Origin of the sequence: Dyella thailandensis (assembly GCF_050749815.1) — a bacterium.
In the GTDB taxonomy this organism is placed as follows: Bacteria; Pseudomonadota; Gammaproteobacteria; order Xanthomonadales; family Rhodanobacteraceae; genus Dyella_A.
In genome coordinates, this window is record NZ_CP192735.1 from 191,964 (window position 1) to 208,810 (window position 16,847).

The window sequence follows — 16,847 nt, forward strand, 5'->3', positions numbered from 1 at the left end:
CGGCGGTTTCATCCACAGCGGCAGATCATGAGCGGACGCAACGACCCGCGCGGCCCGCAAGGGCGCACCGAGCCCACGCTGGGCAACCTCGACGACCTCGATCGCCCGGCCGCGCGCGCGCCGGCGGCGGCCGATGACCTGCCGCGCGTCACGCTCGATCCGCCACCGCGCCGCGTCGCGCCGCCCGCTTCCCGTTCGCCGTCGCCGGAGCCGCCGCGCCGCCGCGGCTGGCTGGTGCCGCTGGTCTTGCTGCTGCTGGTGGGCGCGATCACGGTGCTGTGGCTGAACCAGGACTCCCTGCGTGGCCTGGTGCCGCGCACCAGCTTCAACGACGTGCTCTCGCGCGCCACGGCCGCGCTCGATGCCGGCCATCTCGACGGCACCGACGGCACCAGTGCGCGCGAGCTGTTCCAGGCCGCGCGCGCACTGGAGCCGGACAACGACCGCGCCCTGGCCGGCCTGCGCAGCGTGGGCCAGGCCGAGCTGGCCCAGGCACAGAAGCAGCTGGCGGCCGGTCAACTCGACGAGGCCACGCGTTCCGCCGCGGCGGCGCGCGAATTGCTCGGCGGTGGCGACGAGGTGGATCAGCTCGATCGCCGCATCGCTCAGGCGCGCGCCAATGGCGTGCATGCCGACGATCTGGTCGATCGCGCCCGCCAGGCGTTCGCCGCCGGCAAGCTCGACGGCGACGACGGCGCCGCCGCGCTGTTCGCCAAGGTGCTGGCAGCCGATCCGGGCAATGCGGTGGCCGCGCACGGGCTGGACCAAGTGGGCGGTGCCTACGCCGACCAGGCACGCAAGGCGCTCGATGCCGGCGACGCGGTGACCGCCTCCAGCACCATCGACAAGCTCGCCTCGCTGCTGCCGCGCTACGGTGACCTGCCGTCGCTGCGCGCGCAGCAGGCGCAGGTGCAGCGCGCCCACGACGACGCGGTGAACCAGGCGGTGAGCCAGGGCATGGACGCGCTGCGCGCCGGCCGCATCAACGGTAGTGGCGACGACACCGCGCTGGCGCTGTTCCAGAAGGCGCTCGCGCTCGACCCGCAGAATCCCGACGCGCGCGCTGGCCTGGGCAAGGTGGTGCAGGCGCTCACCGTGCAGGCCAACGCGCTGATCGACAGCGGCGACATGGACCAGGCGCGCAGCCTGCTTGACCAGGCCGATGCGCTGGCGCCGAAGTCGGCCGATCTCGCGGCGGCGCGCGCTCGCCTGCGCCAGGACGGCAAGTCGGTGGCTGCGCCTTCGGCGGGCGCCGCCAACGCTGTCTCCGAAGCCTCGGACGCCGCGACACCGAAGCAGGACGCCAGCCTGCTGCCGGCGATGCTCTCGCCCGAGCAGCAGGCCAAGGTAGCCGACTTGGTGAGCCAGGCAAAAGCCGCCGCGCAGCGCGGCGACATCATGCTGCCGCCCGGCGCGAGCGCATACGACCTGTACCGCGGTGCGCTCGCCATCGATGGCAACAACACGGCCGCCCGCGACGGCCTGCAGAACCTCCCGGCCGTGGTGGTGCAGCTGTTCAACCGCGCGCTGGAGGACGGCCGTCTCGCCACCGCCGGTGACATGCTCGGCAACCTGGGCGATCTCGCGCCCGGCGATCCCAGCCAGGATCAGCTGCGCAATCGCCTCGCCACCGCCTGGCTCGATCGCGCCGAACAGCAACTGGACACCGGTGACCGCCAGGGCGCGGCGCAGTCGCTCGAGCGCGTGCGCAAGCTGGCGCCGCAGCATCCGCGCCTGCCGGAGCTCACCGCGCGCCTGAACTCGGAACCGTGAGCGCGTGACCGTACTGGTCTTGGGGGCGAGCAGCCAGATCGGCCATTTCCTGCTGCCCCGGCTGCAGGCGGCCGGGCATGACGTGCTGGCGATCAGCCGGCAGGCGCGTGCTGGCGGCGCGCATTTGCGCTGGATCGTCGGGCAGTTGCCCGAGGCGATGCCGGCAGCGCTGCCCGCACTGGCCGGCATCGTCAGTTGCGGCCCGCTGCTGCCGTTTGCGCGCTGGCTGGAAGCGGCGCCTCTGGACGGCGCTCCGCGCATCGTCGCCACCAGCTCGATGAGCGCGCAGACCAAGCGTGATTCCCGCGTGCCGGCCGAACGCGCGCTGGCGCAAAGCCTGCGCGAGGGCGAGGCGGCATTGGCCGAGGCGTGTGCGCGACGCGGCCTGCGCTGGAACGTGTTGCGGCCCACCATCATCTACGGCGCCGGGCGCGATCGCAGCCTCACGCCGATTGCGCACCGCGCGTCGCGCCTGCGCGTGTTTCCGCTGCCGGCCGGTCGCGGCCAGCGCCAGCCGGTGCATGCCGACGATATCGCCCAGGCCTGCGTGGCGGCGCTGCGCGAGGATGCGCCCAGCGGTCATGTGCTGCCGATCGGCGGCGGTGAGCGGCTGAGTGCCGCAGCAATGTTCGCTCGCGTGCGCGCGAGCCTGCCGGTCGCCACGCTGCCGCTGCCGATCCCGCGGCCACTGCTGCGGCTGGGGCCGCGTCTGGTTCCCAGGCTGCAAGGGCCGCTGGCCCGGCTGGAAGAGGATCTCATCGCCGACAACACCGAGCTCACCCGCATGCTCGGTGTGCGGCCGCGCGCGTTCCAGCCCGATGCGCGCTGCTGGGGGCTGGACGCGCGCTGATCGCCCGCGCCCGCGCCCGCGCCCGGCGCTGCCCGCGTTCTGCCCGCGGAACCGGGCCGGCATTCATATTCGCGCCGGGCGGCAGGGCCTATCATCGATGTTCGCCTTGACCGGGAACTCCACGCGTTGGCCTTTTTGACCCGTCTCCAATCGTTCGCCCGTACCGCGTGGCCGTGGGTACGCGTACCGTTCTGGATCGCCATGGGCTTGTTCTTCGGGTTCCTGCTGCCGTACACGCTGATCCTCAACAAGCGTGTGCAGGACCGCTTCAACGACCTGGTGTTCGCCGTGCCTACGCGCGTCTATGCGCGGCCGCTGGAGCTGGCCCCGGGCGTGGCGATGACCCCTGCGGCGCTTGAGCTGGAGTTGACGTTCGCCGGCTACAGCAACGACGGCAAGGGCGAGGTGGCCGGTCGCTGGGCCAAGCAGGGCACGCGCTACACGATCGCCTCGCGCGGCTATGCCGGGCCGGATGGCGGCGAGCTGCCCAAGCGCATCCGCGTCACGCTGGGGCGCGGCCAGGTGAGTGCGCTGGTGGATGCCGACAGCGGCAAGCCGATCAAGCTTACCCATCTCGATCCCGCGCGCATCGCCACCGTGTATGGCGCGCAGCAGGAGGAACGGCGCATCGTGCGCCTGGCCGACGTGCCGCCGCTGCTGGTCAGCGGACTGCAGGCGGTGGAAGACCGCGACTTCAAGCACCACATCGGGCTGGATTTCAGCGCCATCGCCCGCGCCGCGTTCGCCAACCTGCGCGCCGGCCACACCGTGCAGGGCGGCTCCACGCTGACCCAGCAGCTGGTGCGCAACCTGTTCCTGGACCGCAACCAGAACTTCACCCGCAAGTTCAACGAGGCGATCCTGTCGCTGCTGATCGAGGCGCACTACTCGAAGGAGCGCATCCTGCAGGCCTACGTCAACGAGGTGTTCCTCGGCCAGCAGGGCAGCCAGGCGGTGCACGGGTTTGCCGCGGCGGCGGAGTTCTATTTCGGGCGTCGCCTGGAAGATCTGCGCCCGCAGGAAATCGCCCTGCTGGTGGGCATGGTGAAGGGGCCGAGCTACTACGATCCGCGCCGCTATCCGCAGCACGCGTTGCAGCGGCGCAACCTGGTGCTGCAGCAGTTCCTGCAGACCGGGCTGATCAATGCGGCGCAGGCCAACGCGGCGCAGGCCGCGCCGCTGGGCATCGCCGACAACGCGCAGTTGCCGCACAACCGCTTCCCGGCCTTCATGGACCTGGTGCGCAGCCAGATCACCGCCGACTTCGACGACGACACGCTGCGCGCCGGTAATCTGTCGATCTTCACCACGCTCGACCCGGCCGCCCAGCTCTACGCCGAGCAGGCGGTGACCAACACCGTGAAATCGCTGGGCAAGCGTGGCGAGGCGGTGCAGTCGGCTGGCGTGGTCACCGATGCGCACACCGGCAGCGTGCTGGCGGTGATCGGCTCCAAGCTGCCCGGCGACACCGGCTTCAACCGGGCCATGGACGCGCAGCGGCCGGTTGGCTCCACGATCAAGCCGTTCGTCTACCTGGTGGCGCTCACCGATCCGTCCCGCTGGAACCTCGGCACACTGCTGGACGATGGTCCGATCAGCATGCGTCAGCCCGACGGCACGATGTGGGAGCCGCACAACGACGACAACCAGACCCACGGCATGCTGCCGATGGTCGACGCGCTGGCGCACTCGTGGAACCTCGCCACCATCCACCTGGGGCTGGAGGTGGGGCTGCCGCGGATCAAGGCGTTCCTCGAATCGTTCGGGTTCAACGACATCAATCCGAGCCCCTCGCTGCTGATCGGTGCGCAGGACATGGCGCCGCTGCAGCTGGCCCAGCTCTACCAGTACCTCGCCTCCGATGGTCACGCCCTGCCGCTGCTGGCGGTGCGCGGCGTGCTCGACGGCAGCGGCCGCACGATCAAGCGCTACGAGGTGCAGGAGGGGCCGGGCGAGTACCAGAACGCGGTGCGGCTCACCACCTGGGCGATGCAGCAGGTGGCGCTGTTCGGCACCGCGCATTCGATCGGTGATTCGGGCCTGGCCTGGCTCCATGCCGCCGGCAAGACCGGCACCAGCAACGACATGCGCGACAGCTGGTTCGCCGGCTTCACCGGCCAGCACCTGGCGGTGTTCTGGATGGGCCGCGACGACAACAAGCCCACCGGCCTGTTCGGCGCCACCGGCGCGCTGCGCGAATGGCGCGACCTGTTCGCCAAGCTGCCCACCCGTCCGCTGTCGGCCGATCCCGGCCCCGGCCTGGAGCTGGCGTGGATGAATCCCTCCGACGGCAAGCGCACCGATCCGCAGTGCGAGGGTGCGCGTCAGCTGGCGGTAGTGGCCGGTAGCCTACCGCCGGATACCGAAGGTTGCTTCTGGCAAAGGGTGGGTGATTTCTTCGGCGGCAGCCACGACAATCCGCCGCCGCCCAACCCCTTGCCCGCGCAGTAATCGCCATGCCCTTGCCTCGTTCCTTGCGTCTCCTGTTGCCCGCCGCCGCAACCCTGCTGGGCGGTTGTGCCCTGTTCGCCTCGGCGCCGCCGCCGGCTGCACGTCCGGCGCGCCCGAACTACGACCTGGTGGCGGCGATCCGCGCCGCCGGCGATCGCGAGAAGTCGATCATCGACGTGAGCCCGCTGCGTGATCCGGCCGTCACCGCCTTGCAGGACGGTGCCCACGCGGACGAGCGCGCCGGCCGCTATCCGGATGCAGCCGCCAAGCTCGACCAGGCGCTCAAGCTCAGCCCCGAGTCGCCCGACCTGCTGCAGGACCGCGCCGAGATCGCCGTGCGCATGCGCGATTACCCGCTGGCCGAAAAGCTGGCGCACCAGTCGTGGTCGCTCGGCCCGAAGTTGGGGCCGCTGTGCGCGCGCAACTGGCAGACCGTGGTGGAAATGCGCCTGCAGGCCGACGACAGCGCCGGCGCCGCCAGCGCGCGCAAATGGGTACAGACCTGCCACAAGGCCGGCATCAACCGCTACTGATCGCCACCGGCGGCGCGCAGCAGGCCGCCGTAGCCGAGCACTTCGCCCAGCAGCGGCAGGGCGATGCTCACGTCGAACCGATAGTCGCCCGCCTCGATGCGCTTGCCCGCACGCGTGCGTGGCAGCAGCCATAGCGGCACCGGCCAGCGCCCGAGTTGCGCGCCGATGCATCTCCACTGCCAGCCGACGTCGACCACGTCGACCTGTAAGCGCAACGAGACGGCGCCGGTCTCCTCGATCCAGCCACCGTCCGGCCAGTGGCCGTACGGGCGGAAGGTGGAGACGAAGCGTGCGCCGTCATCGAAACGGCGATCCCAGTGCAGCAGGCCATCAGCATGGTGGATGGCGACATGCAGCCGATGGGCGGCGCCGTCGGCTGGGATGCCGAGTTTTCGCGCCAGGCGCCGGCCGACAACGCCGGCGAGACCGCGGCCGAAGCGGATCGCGAGCGGCCCTTGCAGCGTGCCACCGCGGCGATGCAGCGCCTGCAGCTGGGGATGCAGGTGCGCGAACGCCGGCCCGAACCAGCGGCTGACGGCGGTGTCGTCGGAGCCAGGGCCTTCCGGATGCATCGTGGCTGCCTCAACCATGCCGGTTGTTCCACATGGCCAGCGCGGCCCACAGCGCGAGCAGCGGCAGTCCACCCCACGCGGCTTCCAACATCGGCAATCCCTGCAGTGACGGCACCAGGGCGCAGCGTACCGACTAGCGATGCGCAAGCGATACGACAGGTCGTCGCGATTGGCTCGCCGCCTCCACGACCCTCCGCCATACTTGCCGGATGATCGATCCCGATGACGCCGCGCCCGACGACGTCGGCGCGCTGCTCGGCGCCGACGGCCCGTTTGCCCGCGAGCTGCCCAACTTCGCCCCGCGCACCGCGCAGCAGGACATGGCGCGGGCGGTGGCGCATGCCATCGCCGAGCGCGAGACGCTGATCGCCGAGGCCGGCACCGGCACCGGCAAGACTTACGCCTATCTCACGCCGGCGCTGCTGTCCGGCGCACGGGTGATCGTCTCCACCGGCACCAAGGCGCTGCAGGACCAGCTGTTCTTCCGCGACCTGCCGCGGGTGCGATCGGTGCTCGGCAGCCGCCTGAAGACGGCCCTGCTGAAAGGCCGCGCCAACTACCTGTGCCTGTACCGGCTGGACCAGACCGTGCGCGACGGCGGCAGCCTCGCCCCGGCGCAGGCGCACCAGTTGGCGGCGATCCGCACCTGGTCGGCGCGCACCCGTCACGGCGATCGCATGGAGCTGGCCGAAGTGCCGGAAGAGTCGCCGCTGTGGCCGCGCGTCACCTCCACGCCGGAGAACTGCCTGGGCGTGGAGTGCGCGTTCTACGACGACTGCCACGTGGTGAAGGCGCGGCGCGAGGCGCAGGAGGCCGACGTGGTGGTGGTCAATCACCATCTGTTGTTCGCCGACCTCGCGCTTAAGCAGGAAGGCTTCGGCGAGATCCTGCCCGGCGCGCAGGCCTTCATCCTCGACGAGGCGCACCAGGTGCCGGAGCTGGCCGGCCAGTTCTTCTCGCAGAGCGTGAGCGCGCGCCAGCTGTCGGAGCTGGCGCAGGACGCGCTGGCCGAATGCAGCGGCATCACCGGCGCGATCGGCCTGCTGCTGGAGCCGGTCGAAGCGCTGCAGGACGCGCTGAAGCAACTGCGCGCGGCGATGGAATCACTGCCGATGCGCGGCCCGTTCGCCGAGCTGGACAGCCGCGCCGCCGTGCGCGATGGGTTGCTCGATGTGGCCGAGCTGGTCGCCGCGCTGTCTGACCAGCTGGCCTCGCAGGCGGAGCGATCGCGCGGCTTCGCCAACGTCTACGAGCGCTCGCTGACCTTGAGCGAGCGGCTGGAGCGCATCGTCGAAGGCCAAGCCGGCGAGGCGCGCGGTATCGACGTGCGCTGGTACGAACTGTTTCCGCGCGGCTTCGCCATCCACGCCACACCGCTGGATCTGGCCGCGCCGCTGCGGGTGATGCGTGAGCGAACGCAGGCCGCGTGGATCCACACCTCGGCCACGCTGTCGGTGGGCGGCGAGTTCGGCCACTTCGCCCGCCAGCTGGGGCTGGAGGATCCGCAGACGCTGAGCCTGGAGAGCCCGTTCGACTATGTGCGCCAGGCGCTGTGCTACCTGCCGCCGGGGCTGCCCGATCCGGCCGCGCGCGACTACACCGACAAGGTGACCGAAGCGGTGCTGCCGGTGCTCGAGGCCTCCGACGGCCGCGCGTTTCTGCTGTTCACCTCGCACCGCGCGCTGCGCCGCGCCGCCGAGCTGCTGCGTACGCGCGTGCCCTGGCCGCTGTTCGTGCAGGGCGAGGCGCCACGGCACCGGCTGCTGGAGGAGTTCCGCGCCAGCGGCCACGGCGTGCTGCTTGGCGCGGCGAGTTTCTGGGAAGGCGTGGATGTGGCCGGCGAGGCGCTGAGCGTGGTGGTGATCGACAAGCTGCCGTTCGCCGCGCCCGACGATCCCGTGCTGCAAGCTCGGCTGGAAGCGCTGGAGCAGGCCGGCATCAATCCGTTCATGGCATGGCAGGTGCCCAGCGCGGCGATTGCGCTGAAGCAGGGCGCGGGCCGGCTGATCCGCGACGTGCACGATCGCGGCGTGCTGGTGCTGTGCGATCCGCGATTGATGAGCAAGGGCTACGGCAAGCTGTTCCTGGCCAGCCTGCCGCCGATGCCGCGTACGCGGGAGCTGGGCGACGTGCGGGCGTTCTTCGCGGTGCCGGGCGAGGACGGCTAGGCGCCGTCATTGTCGCGAACGCGGAAGGCGCTTATCCACGGCGACACCGGTCCTCCGCCATGCTTTTTGCAATGAGGCCAAATGGATTCCCGCGTTCGCGGGAATGACGGCGAGGAAGTAACGAGTGTCCTGGGTGTCGTGTCGGGGACCTTGCGCGAACGACATCGGCGCCTGAGGTGCCCTCGCGACGTGCTGCTGCCAGCGATCGCGTCGACGCCATCGAACGCTCGGGCAGCGTTCTTGTGCTCCTGCGCGCTCGCGCGCCGCTTGGCTATCATCCGGGCTTCCAACGGGGAGGTCGGCATATGGCCAAGGTCACAGGTTTGGGTGGGGTGTTTTTCCGGGCGCGCGACCCGGAGGCGCTGGCGCAGTGGTACGCCACGCATCTCGGGCTGGTGGTGGATCCTTCGTACGGCGGAGTGCGCTTCGAGGAGGATGCGGCACGACCGGGCTTTACCTTGTGGACGCCGTTCGCGCAGGACACGGGTTATTTCGGCGATCCGGCACAGCCCTTCATGCTGAACTTCCGCGTGGACGATCTCGATGCGCTGCTGGCCCAGCTGCGCGCGGCCGGCGTCTGGGTGGACGAGCAGCGTGAGAATGGCGAGTACGGCCGCTTCGGCTGGATTCGCGATCCGGAAGGCCATCGCGTCGAGTTGTGGCAGCCGCCGGGGTAACCTGCGGCGGGGCACACCACGGTCGCGATGCGGCTTGGTGCAGTGCAAGGTACATACGTATTCAGGTCGAGCCGGCGCCGGTGGCGTCGCAGAATCGGCGGGACTTCAACATCAGGGGTGGAACACACGATGGCAATCACTGAGACCTCGGCGGACGCCGAACAACACGCCACCTTGCGCGTGGTGGTGATCGCGGCGGCGGCCGCGCTGGGCGGCTTCCTGTTCGGTTTCGACACGGCGGTGATCAACGGCGCGGTGGATGCGATCCGCGGCGCGTTCGGTCTGAACGCGGGGGAGATCGGCATCACCGTTTCGTGCGCGCTGCTCGGTTCGGCCGCCGGCGCGTGGTATGCCGGTTCGCTGGCCGACCGCTTCGGCCGTGTGCGGACGATGCAGGTGGCGGCGCTGCTGCTGGCGATCAGCGCGCTCGGCTCGGGCCTCGCCTTCGGCGTGTGGGACCTGATCCTGTGGCGCGTGGTGGGCGGCCTCGGCGTCGGTGTGGCCTCGGTGATCGCGCCAACCTACATCGCCGAGGTCTCGCCGGCGGCCGTGCGCGGCCGCCTCGGCTCGATGCAGCAGCTGGCGATCGTGCTGGGCATCTTCGTGGCATTGCTCAGCGATGCGTGGCTGGCCGGCACCGCCGGCGGGGCGGCCAACACGCTGGCGTTCGGGCTGGCGGCGTGGCGCTGGATGTTCCTGATCGCGGTGATCCCCGCGCTGATCTACGGCGGCCTGGTGCTCGGCGTGCCCGAATCGCCGCGCCACCTGGTCGCCAAGGGCAAGCTGGCCGATGCCAAGAACGTGCTGCGCCAGGTGCTCGGCATGAGCAGCGACAGCGCGCTGGACAAGAAGGTGGGCGACATCGCGCACAGCCTGAAGATGGAATACCGCCCGCGCCTGCGCGACCTGCGCGGCCCCGCCGCCGGACTGCTGCCGGTGGTGTGGGTGGGCATTCTGCTGTCGGTGTTCCAGCAGTTCGTGGGCATCAACGTGATCTTCTACTACTCGTCCACGCTGTGGCATTCGGTGGGCTTCAGCGAGGCCGACTCGTTCACCATCACCGTGGCCACCTCGGTGGTGAACGTGCTGGTGACCCTGGTGGCGATCGCGCTGGTCGACAAGATCGGCCGCAAGCCGCTGCTGGTGGTCGGCTCGGCCGGCATGGCGCTGACCCTGGGTGTGATGGCGTGGTGCTTCTCGCAGGCCACCGGCACGGGGGCCGACCTGGTGCTGCCGCACTCGGTGGGTCCGGTGGCGCTGGTGGCGGCCAACGCCTACGTAGTGTTCTTCGGCCTGAGCTGGGGTCCGATGGTGTGGGTGCTCTTGGGTGAGATGTTCCCCAACCGCATTCGCGCGATCGCGCTGGCGGTGGCGGCCTCGGCGCAGTGGCTGGCCAACTTCGTGATCAGCTCCACCTTCCCGGCGCTGGCGCAGATCGGCCTGACCTTCGCCTACGGCCTGTACGCGGCGTTCGCGTTGATCTCGCTGTTCTTCGTGCTCTCGGCCGTGCGCGAGACCAAGGGCATGGAGCTGGAAGACATGCAGGGCTGAGGCCCTCGCCGAAGCATCGGGGCCGGCGCGTCCGCGTCCGGCCCCGATCTCGTCATGGCGTCCGCGGCCAAGCGCCCGGGCGCCGCCATCCCGCCGCGCTGTCATGCCCGTTCCGCCGATGCGAGAATGCGCGCATGAACCTGCTTGCGATCGAAACCGCCACCGAATCGTGCTCCGTCGCCCTCGTGCATGGCGACGAGGTGATCGCGCGCAGCGAACTGGCGCCGCGTCGCCATGCCGAACTGGTGTTGCCGATGGCCGATGCGCTGCTGGCCGAGGCCGGCATCGGCCGCCACGCGCTCGACGCGATTGCTGTGGGCCGCGGGCCGGGCGCCTTCACCGGCGTGCGGCTGGGCGTGTCGCTGGCGCAGGGCATGGCGCTGGCGCTGGACGTGCCGGTGGTGACGGTGTCCTCGCTCGCCGCGCTGGCGCTGGAGGCGCCTGACGACGACAGCGACGCGGCGATTCTCGCGGTGATCGACGCCCGCATGGGCGAGCTCTACGTGGCCTGCTATCGCCGCGACGGACTGGGCGGCCTGATCGCGCTGGACGACGAGCGCGTGGTCACTGCCGCATCACTGCAGCTGCCGCCGGCCGAAGCCTGGCACGTGGTGGGCAGCGGCTGGGCGACGTACGCCGAGGTGCTGGGCGAGCGGCTGGCCGGTCGCACCGTGCGATCGGCGCAGGGTGACCGCTTCCCGCAGGCCGTGCACGTGGCAAGTCTTGCCGTGCGCGAATGCGTCGCCGGGCGCGCGCAGGCACCCGAACTGGCGTTGCCGGTGTACCTGCGCGACAAGGTGGCGTTGACGCTGGCCGAGCAGGGGCGCCGATGAGCGTGCCCATCCCGGGCCTGCGGCTGTTCTGAGCCGCGATGACCGCACCGTCCGTCCGGCTCGATTTCCTCGAACACGATGCGTCGCTGCGCGAACCCGCGCGGCTGCGCGAACGTAGCGACGCGCTGGACTGGCTCGACACCTGCCTCGCCCTCGGCGTGTCCGCGAGTCCCGACGAAACCCGGCTGCGCCAGCGCATGGAGTCCCTGGCCGCCGAGCTGCAGGCGGTGGACGACGCCCTGTGTGCGCGGATCCGCCAGGCGATCCAGCTCGGCGACGGCGCGCTGGCGCTACGCCCCTGGGCCGCGGCTGCGGCTTCCGGTGCAAACGGGGAAGACTCCAGCGACCGCTACGACCATCTCGACAACCTGATCAGCGGCGTGCTGGCGATCGGCGAAGCGGCCGAGCCGCTGCTGCCGCTGGACGAGGGCATGGTGTTCTACCAGCCCACGCCGGCGCGACATATCTTCCACATGCTGGCCCGGCTGGCGCTGGGCGAGGGCGATGTGCTGATCGACCTGGGTTCGGGGCTCGGTCACGTGCCGCTGCTGGTGGCAATTGCTACGCCGGCGCGCAGCATCGGCGTCGAATGGCAGGGGGCGTACGTGGCTGCGGCGCGTCAGTGCGCGCGGGAGCTTGGTCTGGTGCGTGCGCGTTTTGAGCAGGGCGATGCGCGCGAGGCCGATCTGTCCGCTGGCACCGTGTTCTATCTCTACACGCCGTTCGGCGGCGAACTGCTGCGTGCCGTGCTGGATCGGCTGCAGCTCGAGGCCCGTCGCCGGCCGATCCGCGTATGCACGCTTGGCCCGTGCACGCAGACCGTTGCGCGCGAATCGTGGCTGCGAGCGCTGGATGCGAGCCGGCTGGACCGGCCCGCGATCTTTCACAGTCGTTGACGCGCTTTACAGCTGGCCCATCGCCAGCTGCACGGCCAGGCTGCTCACCGCCACCGCGGCCCACACGCCCAGCCCGAGCAGGATCGGACGCACGCCGGTGGAGGCCATGCGGCGTAGGTTGGCCGACAGCCCGACCGCGGTGAGCGCCACCACGATCAGGAACTCGGCCGCCAGGTGCAGCGGCGCCTGCAGGGCCACCGGCACGAACCCGGCCGAGCGCACCGCCGAGGCGACCAGGAACCACAGGATGAACCAGGGGAAGATGCGCGACAGCTTGAAGTCGCTGCCACCGCGGCGCTTCTCGCGCACCGCCACGGCGATCGCCAGCACGATGCATACTGGGATGATCAGCGTGGCGCGGGTCAGTTTGACGATGGTGGCGAAATCGCCGGCAGCGCGGCTGTAGCTGTAGCCCGCGGCCACCACCGACGAGGTGTCGTTGATCGCGGTACCGGCCCACATGCCGAAGCCGAAGTCGGACAGGTGCAGCAGGTGACCAAGCAGGGGAAACAGCAGCACCGCGACCAGGTTGAACAGGAAGATGGTGGAGATCGCGAACGCGGTGTCGTGCTCGTCCGGGCGCAGGATCGGCGTCACGGCGGCGATCGCCGAGCCGCCGCAGATCGCGGTGCCCACGCCGATTAGGATCTTCAGGTCGTCGTGCACGCGCAGCCAGCGGCCGAGGCCCCAAGCCGCCACGAACGCCACGCTCATCGTCACCAGGGTCACCGACAGCGACTGCAGGCCGGTCTTGGCTACCTGGTCGAGGCTCAGCCCGAAGCCCAGCGCGATGATCGACCACTGCAGCACCTGCTTGGAGGCGAACTGGATGCCCGGGCGCAGCCGCGTCGGCAGGTTGATCGCGTTGGCGATGACGATGCCCAGCACGATGCCGATCACCGGGCCGCCGACCAGGGTGAAGCGCCGCCCCAGCGCGAAGGCGGCAGCGGCGATAAGCAAGGTGAGCAGCAGGCCGGGCAAGCGCGCGGCCAGGGTGGGCGCGGTGGCGGGCGCAGCGGCGGCAGCGTCGGAGGCGGGGCTTGGGTGGGGAGCCGAAGTCATCGGGAGGTTCCATGGCAGGGACCGGCGCATCATCGCCGGGAAGCGTTATCAGTAAAACTTGAAATATCTTATGCATGAGATAAGTTTTTCTGATGATCAACATCAGTCCGCGCCAGCTCGAGGTGTTCGTGCACGTGGCCACGCTGGGCAGCGTGCGCGCGGCCGCCGGGCAACTGCATCTCACCCAGCCTGCCGCCAGCATGGCGCTGCGCGACATGGAGCATCAGCTCGATGCGCCGGTGTTCGACCGTGAGCGCGGGCGCCTGCACCTCAACGCGCGCGGCCGCGAACTGCTGCCGCTGGCGCAGGAACTGCTCGAGCGCTACGCCGAGTTCGGCCGGCGCGGCAAGGACGATGCGGCGCTCGGCGGCGAGTTGCGCATCGGCACCAGCAACTCGGTGGGCAATTACCGCGTGGGCGAGCTGCTGGGCGACTTCGTGGAATCCCATCCGCAGGTGACCGTGCGCCTGCGCGTGGCCAATACCGAGGCGATCGCCGCGGCGATGCTCGATCACGGCCTCGACGTGGGCTGCGTGGAGGGGCCGGTAACCCACCCGCAGCTGGAAGTGCGCCCGTGGCGCGTGGACAGCCTGGTGGTGTGCGCTCGCCCGGATCATCCGCTGGCGCGGCGCCGCCGTCTTGCCGCCGAGCATTTCGCCGGCGCGCGCTGGGTGCTGCGCGAACCGGGCTCGGCCACCCGTGTGCTCAGCGAGCGGGCGCTGGGGCAGCTGCCCAGCGGCCAGACCGTGCTGGAGCTCGATCAGATCGAGGCGATCAAGCAGGCGGTGGTGGCCGGGCTGGGCATCGCCTGCCTGCCGGCGGTGGCGGTCAGCGATGCGGTGGCCGCCGGCCGCTTGAAGGTACTGAAGACACCCTTCCTCGACCTGGAACGCCAGCTCTCCGTGCTGGTGCATCGCCAGCGTTACCGCAGCGCGGTGCTGGAGGCGTTCCTGCGGACGCTGTAATGCCCGCCGCTCAGGCGGGCAGGGCGTTGTCGAGCGTGGCCAGCAGCGCCTCGACCTGCTCGTGGGTATGCGCCCGGATCAGCCGCGGCGCGAGCCGGCGCAGTTCGCTGCGATCCAGCTCGCCCAGGCGGTCACGCACCTGCAGGATCTGGCTGGGATGCATGCTGAATTCGCTCAGGCCCAGCGCCAGCAGCAGCGCGGTGAAGTTCACGTCGCCGCCGATCTCGCCGCACAGGCTCACCGACTTGCCGACCCGGCGGCCAGCGCTGATCACGTGGCAGATCAATCGCAACAGGGCCGGGTTGAGCGGGTTGTAGACGTTCTCCAGCGCGTCGTTGCCGCGGTCGGCGGCCAGCACGTACTGAGCCAGATCGTTGGTGCCGATGGCGAGGAAGTCGGCGTGCTCAAGCAGGGCGCGTACGTTGATCGCCGCGGCGGGCACCTCGATCATCGCGCCCAGCGGCAATTTCTCCGGCAGGTCGACGCCTTCCTGCTTGAGCTCCTGGCGAGCCAGCTTGAACAGCGTGCGCACGGCAATGATCTCGTCCGGCTGGGTGATCATCGGCACCAGTACGCGCATCGGCCCGTAGCAGGCAGCGCGCAGAATCGCGCGGATCTGCGTGGTGAACACCGCCGGATGGCGCAGTGACAGCCGCACCCCGCGCACGCCGAGCGCGGGGTTGTCCTCGCCGCGCAGCGCGATGCCGGCGGCGTCAGCCTTGTCCGCACCCAGGTCGAGCGTGCGGATCGTCACCGGCAGGCCGCCCATGCCCATCACCAGGTCGCGATAGGCGACGAACTGTTCCTCCTCGCTGGGCAGACCCTTGTGACGCAGGAACAGGAATTCGGTGCGGTACAGGCCCACCCCGTCGGCGCCGCGGGCGCGCGCCATGGCCACGTCCGAACTGGACTCGGCGTTGGCCAGCAGCTTGATCTCCGCGCCGTCGCGGGTGCGCGAGGGTGCGTTGGCCAGCTTGGCCAGGCGCCGGCCTTCCAGCGCCGCCTCGCGCTGCCAGGCGCGGTAACGCGAGAGATCCTGCGCGGTGGGATGGACGATCGCCTCGCCCTGCTCGGCGTCGAGCAGGATCAGGTCGTCATCGTGGATGGTCGACAGCGCGTCGCGCGTGCCGACCAGCATCGGCAGGTCCAGGCTGCGGGCGAGGATGGCACTGTGCGAGTAGGGGCTGCCCGAACTGGTCACCACGCCCAGCAGGCCGTGGCCGGCCAGGTGCGCCATGTCACCCGGTGCGATGGTGTCGGCGACGAGGATCTCGCCCACGCGTGCGGCGAGCTTGCGCTCCTCGGCGGTGGTCTGGCGCTGCAGCGCGGAGATCACCCGGTTGATCACCTGGTCGACGTCCTCGCGCCGGCTGCGCAGGTAGGGATCGTCCATCGCCTCGAACACGGCGACAATGCGGTCGCGCTGCTTCTTGAGCGCAGCGCCGGCCCGGTAGTGGCCGATGCGGATCATGTCGTCGAGCCCGCGCAGCATCTCCGGGTCGTCCAGCAGCAGGGTGTGCGCGTCGATGAACTCGTTCACCTCACGCGCCAGCGCGCCGTGCAGCTTGGTGCGTAGCTCGCGCAGCTCCTGCCGCGCGGTGTCCAGCGCCAGATGCAGCAGTTCGAGCTCGGCCTCGACCTCGTCTTCGCCGAGCGGCCGGTTGTCCACCGCGTAGCGACTGGGCTGCACCAGCCGCGCGCGGCCCAGGCACATGCCCTTGGCCGCCACCGTGCCGGGCAGGCTCTGCCTCATGCGTGGTCACCGGTCGCGGAGAGGCACAGCGCGGGCGTGGCGCACGCGCGCATCGCGATCGATGCGTACGGTGTTGCCGGTGCTCGCGTCCCGTGTCCTGCCGTCATCTCATCCGCCCTCGTCGAACTTGCGCTCGAACAGGTCCACCACCGCATCCAGCGCGGTCTGCTGATCCGGCCCGTCGGTGCGCACGGTCAGCGCGGTGCCGATGCCGGCGGCCAGCATCATCACGCCCATGATGCTCTGGGCATTCACCTCGCGCCCCTTGCTCACCAGCCACACGGTGGACTTGAAGCCCTGCACCAGCTGCACCAGCTTGGCCGAGGCGCGCGCGTGCAGGCCGAGCCGGTTGGATACCACGATCTCTTTTTCAAGCATGGTCGATGAAGATTCCTCCGCGGCCCCCGCTGGCGGCGATTTCCACCAGTTCGTCCAGCGGCTTGTCCGCATAGTTGAGTACGCGCAGCAGCATCGGCAGGTTGAGCCCCGACACGCAGCGCAGACGGACCCCGAGCGAGGCCAGCGACAATCCGATATTGCACGGCGTGGCGCCGTACAGGTCGGCCAGTACCAGCACGCCGTCGCCGTGGTCGAGCTCGCGGGCGTGACGCGCGGTGAGCGTGCGCATCACTTCCGGATCGGCCTGCGGTGGCACCTCCACCGCGTCCACGCGCAGCGGCAGCTTGGGCATCACGTGATGCGCCGCGGAAATCAGCGCCCGGCCGACGGATTCATGGGTCATCAGGAGCACGCCGACGCTCAT

15 protein-coding genes are annotated in these 16,847 nt (G+C 70.3%); 10 read left to right on the top strand and 5 right to left on the bottom strand.

Features of this window, described 5'->3' with window-relative positions:
- Positions 1-27 precede the first annotated feature (27 nt).
- The 4 genes from ACQVBX_RS00760 (at position 28) to ACQVBX_RS00775 (ending at position 5,607) form a co-directional block, all read left to right on the top strand.
- The gene (locus ACQVBX_RS00760) at positions 28-1,773 is read left to right on the top strand and encodes a tetratricopeptide repeat protein (RefSeq protein WP_431635992.1); all 1,746 of its coding nucleotides are present in this window, start codon (positions 28-30) and stop codon (positions 1,771-1,773) included.
- Positions 1,774-1,777: 4 nt separating this feature from the next.
- Complete coding sequence (locus tag ACQVBX_RS00765) at positions 1,778-2,623, top strand: SDR family oxidoreductase (RefSeq protein WP_431635993.1); 846 nt, start codon at positions 1,778-1,780, stop codon at positions 2,621-2,623.
- A gap of 126 nt (positions 2,624-2,749) precedes the next feature.
- Positions 2,750-5,074 carry a penicillin-binding protein 1B gene (gene mrcB, locus ACQVBX_RS00770; RefSeq protein WP_431635994.1) on the top strand — a complete coding sequence of 775 codons (2,325 nt, stop codon included), beginning with the start codon at positions 2,750-2,752 and terminating at the stop codon, positions 5,072-5,074.
- A gap of 5 nt (positions 5,075-5,079) precedes the next feature.
- On the top strand, positions 5,080-5,607 hold the full coding sequence (locus tag ACQVBX_RS00775; RefSeq protein WP_431635995.1) for a tetratricopeptide repeat protein: 528 nt from the start codon (positions 5,080-5,082) through the stop codon (positions 5,605-5,607).
- Here ACQVBX_RS00775 and ACQVBX_RS00780 read toward each other — a convergent pair.
- Positions 5,601-6,197, bottom strand: a complete 597-nt coding sequence (locus ACQVBX_RS00780) for a DUF4166 domain-containing protein (protein ID WP_431635996.1) — start codon at positions 6,195-6,197, stop codon at positions 5,601-5,603. The genes ACQVBX_RS00775 and ACQVBX_RS00780 overlap by 7 nt on opposite strands.
- Positions 6,198-6,388: 191 nt before the next feature.
- On the opposite strand from ACQVBX_RS00780, the gene ACQVBX_RS00785 reads away from it, so the two are divergent.
- From ACQVBX_RS00785 to ACQVBX_RS00805, 5 genes are all read left to right on the top strand, one after another.
- A complete protein-coding gene (locus ACQVBX_RS00785; RefSeq protein WP_431635997.1) occupies positions 6,389-8,347 on the top strand; it encodes an ATP-dependent DNA helicase in 1,959 nt (652 codons plus the stop codon).
- 176 nt (positions 8,348-8,523) lie between these two features.
- Positions 8,524-9,024 (top strand): VOC family protein, encoded by a 501-nt coding sequence (locus ACQVBX_RS00790; protein ID WP_431635998.1) that lies wholly within the window; start codon positions 8,524-8,526, stop codon positions 9,022-9,024.
- 129 nt (positions 9,025-9,153) lie between these two features.
- Complete coding sequence (locus ACQVBX_RS00795; RefSeq protein WP_431635999.1) at positions 9,154-10,575, top strand: sugar porter family MFS transporter; 1,422 nt, start codon at positions 9,154-9,156, stop codon at positions 10,573-10,575.
- A gap of 134 nt (positions 10,576-10,709) precedes the next feature.
- Positions 10,710-11,408 (top strand): tRNA (adenosine(37)-N6)-threonylcarbamoyltransferase complex dimerization subunit type 1 TsaB, encoded by a 699-nt coding sequence (gene tsaB / locus ACQVBX_RS00800; protein WP_431636000.1) that lies wholly within the window; start codon positions 10,710-10,712, stop codon positions 11,406-11,408.
- Positions 11,409-11,446: 38 nt separating this feature from the next.
- Positions 11,447-12,304 carry a hypothetical protein gene (locus tag ACQVBX_RS00805; RefSeq protein ID WP_431636001.1) on the top strand — a complete coding sequence of 286 codons (858 nt, stop codon included), beginning with the start codon at positions 11,447-11,449 and terminating at the stop codon, positions 12,302-12,304.
- A gap of 6 nt (positions 12,305-12,310) precedes the next feature.
- On the opposite strand, the gene ACQVBX_RS00810 is transcribed toward ACQVBX_RS00805, so the two are convergent.
- The gene (locus tag ACQVBX_RS00810; protein ID WP_431636002.1) at positions 12,311-13,366 is read right to left on the bottom strand and encodes a YeiH family protein; all 1,056 of its coding nucleotides are present in this window, start codon (positions 13,364-13,366) and stop codon (positions 12,311-12,313) included.
- Positions 13,367-13,458: 92 nt separating this feature from the next.
- Here ACQVBX_RS00810 and ACQVBX_RS00815 point away from each other — a divergent pair, with 92 nt between their 5' ends.
- Positions 13,459-14,331, top strand: coding sequence for a LysR family transcriptional regulator (locus ACQVBX_RS00815; RefSeq protein ID WP_431636003.1), 873 nt, complete (start codon positions 13,459-13,461; stop codon positions 14,329-14,331).
- A gap of 10 nt (positions 14,332-14,341) precedes the next feature.
- Here ACQVBX_RS00815 and ptsP read toward each other — a convergent pair whose 3' ends face one another.
- The 3 genes from ptsP to ACQVBX_RS00830 form a co-directional block, all read right to left on the bottom strand.
- The gene (gene ptsP, locus ACQVBX_RS00820) at positions 14,342-16,084 is read right to left on the bottom strand and encodes a phosphoenolpyruvate--protein phosphotransferase (RefSeq protein ID WP_431636004.1); all 1,743 of its coding nucleotides are present in this window, start codon (positions 16,082-16,084) and stop codon (positions 14,342-14,344) included.
- Positions 16,085-16,192: 108 nt separating this feature from the next.
- The gene (locus tag ACQVBX_RS00825; protein WP_431636005.1) at positions 16,193-16,462 is read right to left on the bottom strand and encodes an HPr family phosphocarrier protein; all 270 of its coding nucleotides are present in this window, start codon (positions 16,460-16,462) and stop codon (positions 16,193-16,195) included.
- The gene (locus ACQVBX_RS00830) at positions 16,455-16,847 is read right to left on the bottom strand and encodes a PTS sugar transporter subunit IIA (protein WP_404631945.1); all 393 of its coding nucleotides are present in this window, start codon (positions 16,845-16,847) and stop codon (positions 16,455-16,457) included. The genes ACQVBX_RS00825 and ACQVBX_RS00830 overlap by 8 nt, the downstream gene beginning before the upstream one ends.

Coding starts and splice junctions, on each gene's coding strand:
- ACQVBX_RS00830 (WP_404631945.1), bottom strand. CDS start 16,847: ATGAGCGTCGGCGTGCTCCTGATGACCCATGAATCCGTCGGCCGGGCG.
- ptsP (WP_431636004.1), bottom strand. CDS start 16,084: ATGAGGCAGAGCCTGCCCGGCACGGTGGCGGCCAAGGGCATGTGCCTG.
- ACQVBX_RS00775 (WP_431635995.1), top strand. CDS start 5,080: ATGCCCTTGCCTCGTTCCTTGCGTCTCCTGTTGCCCGCCGCCGCAACC.
- ACQVBX_RS00795 (WP_431635999.1), top strand. CDS start 9,154: ATGGCAATCACTGAGACCTCGGCGGACGCCGAACAACACGCCACCTTG.
- ACQVBX_RS00760 (WP_431635992.1), top strand. CDS start 28: ATGAGCGGACGCAACGACCCGCGCGGCCCGCAAGGGCGCACCGAGCCC.
- ACQVBX_RS00815 (WP_431636003.1), top strand. CDS start 13,459: ATGATCAACATCAGTCCGCGCCAGCTCGAGGTGTTCGTGCACGTGGCC.
- ACQVBX_RS00825 (WP_431636005.1), bottom strand. CDS start 16,462: ATGCTTGAAAAAGAGATCGTGGTATCCAACCGGCTCGGCCTGCACGCG.
- ACQVBX_RS00780 (WP_431635996.1), bottom strand. CDS start 6,197: ATGGTTGAGGCAGCCACGATGCATCCGGAAGGCCCTGGCTCCGACGAC.
- ACQVBX_RS00810 (WP_431636002.1), bottom strand. CDS start 13,366: ATGACTTCGGCTCCCCACCCAAGCCCCGCCTCCGACGCTGCCGCCGCT.
- ACQVBX_RS00785 (WP_431635997.1), top strand. CDS start 6,389: ATGATCGATCCCGATGACGCCGCGCCCGACGACGTCGGCGCGCTGCTC.
- tsaB (WP_431636000.1), top strand. CDS start 10,710: ATGAACCTGCTTGCGATCGAAACCGCCACCGAATCGTGCTCCGTCGCC.
- ACQVBX_RS00805 (WP_431636001.1), top strand. CDS start 11,447: ATGACCGCACCGTCCGTCCGGCTCGATTTCCTCGAACACGATGCGTCG.